This window comes from Daejeonella sp., assembly GCF_037719425.1.
GTDB lineage: Bacteria > Bacteroidota > Bacteroidia > Sphingobacteriales > Sphingobacteriaceae > Daejeonella.
The window spans coordinates 28,224-31,015 of sequence record NZ_JBBJNI010000030.1 but is presented as its reverse complement, the minus strand read 5'-3'; the positions used below and the strand labels follow the sequence as shown (position 1 = coordinate 31,015).

Below are 2,792 nucleotides of genomic sequence, written 5' to 3'. Positions count from 1 at the left end.
AAGAAGAACCGCAGCTTTACAGCGAGTTTTCTTCAGAGATCCGGAAAATGGATGCGAGCTATCAAAAATTGAAGAGTGATTTACCGGCGAGTCCTAATCAGGAGGAAACGGTTAAAGCAATGATCAGGAACCTGCAAATCCAGACCGAATTGTTAAATCAGCAGCTCAATATTATTCAACAGATTAATAATGTTAAAAAGGAACATAAAAATGAAACACAACAGATCTAAGAATGTAATGCTGGTCGCTTTTTGCTTTCTTTTTGCAAACGTGGCATACGGCCAATCCGAAACCAAGACAAATAAAAGCACCACCATCAGAATTGACACCCGAACAATCTCAGACGAAATTTCTAATCTTTTCAGAACGGTTGCTTTCGAGATAAAGAAGATTGATTTCGAAAAGGTAGGAGCTGCAATAGGCACCGTGGCCGAAGAGGTGGGCCGCGAAGTAGAAAATATTGAGCGCGAAGTAGGCGACATAGAAATAATTATCGGCAATAGGCGCGATCCGGATCTACCTGAACCTCAGGGAGGGTACGTTGGAACGGCTGAAAAAACAAAGATTATTAGCAAGACGTATGCTGTTGATAAGAATGATAAACTGGCGATAAGTAACCAGTATGGAAATATTACTGTGCATACCTGGGCTAAAAATGAGACTAAAGTAGATATAGAAATTAAGGCATTTGAGTCAACAGAAAGTAGCGCCCAGGAACTTTTAGAAAGCGTGATAATTACAGATGCTCGCCAGGGTGACTTAATAAACTTCAGGACTTCTTTCGGAAAGACTTCAATGAATTTCTGGTCGAGAATTAAAAATGGAAAAGAAGAGCGCCGTGGAGTTCAGGTGAACTATGTAATCTATATGCCGTCGAAAAACCCATTGGATATTAATAACTCATACGGCAGAACAGAGTTGCCTGACTTTAGCGGACCGCTGAATATTCGGACTTCTTACGGTCCTTTTTCGGCTGGCAAACTTGATAATCCCGCTAATCGGGTAAAAGTGACTTATGGGTCCGCTACGATGGAAAATTATTCAAATGGCAATTTAGAGATTGCATATGGGGGTGGTCTGAAGCTCGCACATGCAGAGAATGTCACTGCGTCAGTGAAGTACTGTAGTGCAAAAATTAACAAACTGACGAACGGTGGAACCTTTAACCTAAATTATGGGGGAGGTTTGAAAATAGATGACGTTGATAGGAATGTGAAGAATTTAGTTATAAACTCATCCTATGCAGGAGTTGTTTTGGGAATTGATGAGACTGCTAATATTGATTATGATGTAACAGTAAGCTATAATGACTTCAACTACGGTAATGCAAAAGTCAGCCTGCAAAATGATTTAACAGGATCAGGTACATCAAAGGGATGGAATCCAACCAAGTATTATAAAGGAAGTTTGGGCAAAGGTTCTGACTCACGAATCATAATTAAATCCACTTATGCGGGTGTAAAATTCCTTTAAATTCTGACGGTTAGAATTTATATTAAAGCCTCCTGGAACTTCCGGGAGGTTTTTTTGTTTATAGTTAGTGCAAATATTTACTTTTGCTGAAACTCTAAACTATGGAATGGCTTTCGAATCCTGAGATCTGGATATCTCTTGTAACCCTGACAGTACTTGAAATTGTGCTAGGAATAGATAACATCATATTTATTTCGATAATGGCTTCTAAACTTCCGGCGAGCAAGCAGAAAAAAGCCAGACAAGTGGGCCTTGCGCTAGCGATGATTACCAGGGTATTGTTATTGCTCTCGCTTACGTGGATCATGACCCTGACAACTCCGCTGTTCAATGTGGGCGAATGGATAGGCCTGACACAAGGGGAGTGGCATGAGAAGCTTTCGGTTTCAGGGCGGGACCTAATCCTCATTATCGGGGGACTGTTCCTTATTTATAAAAGCACACGTGAAATTCATGAGAAATTGGAGGGTGATGAACACGCCGTTCAAACAAAGGCTGTAGTAACATTTACCGGCGTTATTATTCAAATATTGCTGCTTGATATCGTATTCTCCCTGGACTCAGTGATAACTGCTGTCGGTATGGCCGATCATATCGGGGTTATGATAGCTGCAGTTATAATCGCCGTTGCTGTCATGATGCTTTCCGCCGGAGGCATAAGTGATTTTGTAAATAAACATCCTACTGTTAAAATGCTGGCTTTATCGTTCCTTCTTCTCATAGGCGTTTCGCTTCTTGCGGAAGGATTTGAACAGCATATACCGAAGGGTTATATATACTTCGCGATGGCCTTCTCGGTGTTAGTCGAAATGCTCAACCTTAAAATGAAGCGAGGTGCCGCGAAGCCGGTTAAGCTTAAGAATGTGCCGGGTGAGAAAGATTAGGATATTTTTCCCTGGTTGTCAGGATTGGTCCCGCATATGCGGGAGTAGGATTAATGGATTCATAGGATGCCGGCAGATATCCCACAATCAAGGATGCACTTGGTATGAACAGCCTCTGTCCTGGCTCTTGGTTCTTTGTTCCTGGTTCTAACTTACCCTGCACAACACCCCTTTTAAATATTCTCCTTCCGGGAACGATGACCTTACGGGATGGTCCGACGTCTGTGCAAATTGCTCGATAAACTGAACTTCTTTTCCAGCGTCCAGGGCCGCCCAGGCGAGAATCTGCTTAAAAGTGGCAACATCTACAGCGCCCGAGCAAGAAAAGGTCGCCAGCAGCCCGCCATCGTTTAACAGTAGCATAGCAAGGCGGTTCAGGTCTTTATACGCTCTTGAAGCTTTCGTTAACGTCGAACGGGATGGCGCATATTTAGG

Annotated in this window: 2 protein-coding genes and 2 pseudogenes; 3 read left to right on the top strand and 1 reads right to left on the bottom strand. The window is 42.6% G+C overall.

The genetic code is table 11. The annotated features are described in order from the left end of the window. From WKF69_RS06170 to WKF69_RS06160, 3 genes and pseudogenes are all read left to right on the top strand, one after another. A pseudogene (locus tag WKF69_RS06170) lies at window positions 1–230 on the top strand (hypothetical protein); the annotation flags it as partial. Continuing rightward, entirely contained in the window at window positions 211–1,473 is a 1,263-nt protein-coding gene (locus tag WKF69_RS06165; RefSeq protein WP_340380434.1) for a hypothetical protein, read from the top strand. The pseudogene WKF69_RS06170 and the gene WKF69_RS06165, both read left to right, overlap by 20 nt. Before the next feature lie 101 nt (window positions 1,474–1,574). Further along, window positions 1,575–2,357, top strand: a complete 783-nt coding sequence (locus tag WKF69_RS06160) for a TerC family protein (protein ID WP_340380432.1) — start codon at window positions 1,575–1,577, stop codon at window positions 2,355–2,357. A gap of 147 nt (window positions 2,358–2,504) precedes the next feature. On the opposite strand, the pseudogene WKF69_RS06155 reads toward WKF69_RS06160, so the two are convergent. Beyond that, a pseudogene (locus tag WKF69_RS06155) lies at window positions 2,505–2,792 on the bottom strand (class I SAM-dependent rRNA methyltransferase); the annotation flags it as partial.

Coding starts and splice junctions, on each gene's coding strand:
- WKF69_RS06165 (WP_340380434.1), top strand. CDS start 211: ATGAAACACAACAGATCTAAGAATGTAATGCTGGTCGCTTTTTGCTTT.
- WKF69_RS06160 (WP_340380432.1), top strand. CDS start 1,575: ATGGAATGGCTTTCGAATCCTGAGATCTGGATATCTCTTGTAACCCTG.